We start from the raw sequence: 1,293 nt of genomic DNA, 5'->3' as shown, positions 1-1,293 counted from the left end.
GTCATAATACGGAGCTTTGCAATCAATAAAGATTTGTGAGGTAGTTTCAAAGCCCGCGTTGTCGGCAAACAGCCCGGCGTTGATGTAATAATCGTTGCCAACCTGCACAAACAGGTGTGTGCCGCAGTGTTTGCAAAAACAGCGTTGCGCCCATTCGGACGACTGATAATGCGCGATGTGCTCGCTGCCTGTGATTTCGGGCGACCGGGCGGCCAAAGTAAAAGACGCGCCGCTGCCCCATGTGCGGCATTTCCCGCAATGGCAGGCGTGGAGTTCGCGGTTTTCGGCGGTTTCCAGTGATACTGCGCCGCACAGGCATTGAGCTTTCATCGGTTTCTCTCGGTTTGAAACGGTTAAAAATTTGGGGTTCAGGCTACCTGAAAACTTTCAGACGGCCTCCCTGCCCTATTTCCACAAATTCAGCGGTGAAATCATCCACACACCCAAAACCACGATGTAGGCGAAGCCGATCGGAATCAGCACTTTCCAGCCCAAACGCATGATTTGGTCGTAACGGTAGCGTGGGAAAGTTGCACGGATCCACAGATACCAGTACAGAACCGCCGCCATTTTCACAAACATCCAGAATGCGGAAGGCGTACCGATAAAGCCCCAGCTTTGCGGGAACGGAGACAACCAGCCGCCGAGGAACATCAGCGATGTCAGAGCGGCAATCAGAATCATGAAAATGTATTCGGCAAGGAAGAACAGCGCGAATGCGAAGCCGGAATATTCAACGTGGTGACCGGCAACGATTTCGGACTCACCCTCTGCCACGTCAAACGGCGCGCGGTTGGTTTCTGCAACGGCGGAAATCAGATAGACGATGAAGATTGGGAAGAGCGGCAGCCAGTTCCAAGAGAATACCGAGCCGCCGGCAATACCTTTGGCTTGTGCGGCAACGATGTCGGAGAAGTTCATACTGCCCGATACCATCACGACACACACCAGTGCGGCACTCATGGCAATCTCGTAGGAAATGCTTTGCGCGGAAGCACGCATTGCACCCAAGAACGAATATTTTGAGTTAGAAGCCCAGCCCGCGATGATCACGCCGTAAACCGACAGCGAGGTAATCATCAGGATGTACAAAAGGCCGATATTGATGTTGGTCAGTACCCATTCTTCGTTGAACGGAATCACTGCCCACGCCGCAAAAGACGGTGCAAGCGACATAATCGGGCCGATGTAGAACAGGGCTTTGTTTGACAGCTTCGGACGAGTTACCTCTTTAAACAAGAGTTTGAACACGTCGGCAAACGGCTGAATCAGACCCCACGGACCGGTTACGTT

At 52.7% G+C, this 1,293-nt stretch carries 2 protein-coding genes; both read right to left on the bottom strand.

Going from position 1 to position 1,293, the window contains the following annotated elements:
• The coding region (locus ACTHUM_RS14390) for a GFA family protein (RefSeq protein ID WP_440403210.1) at positions 1–330 on the bottom strand (330 nt) is incomplete at its 3' end.
• 75 nt (positions 331–405) lie between these two features.
• On the bottom strand, positions 406–1,293 hold an 888-nt coding region (locus ACTHUM_RS14385), incomplete at its 5' end, for a complex I subunit 1/NuoH family protein (protein ID WP_440403209.1).

Source organism: Neisseria sp. P0021.S006 (assembly GCF_051956895.1).
Note: the sequence above shows the minus strand (reverse complement) of the source record. Positions and strands in the feature narration are given on the sequence as shown.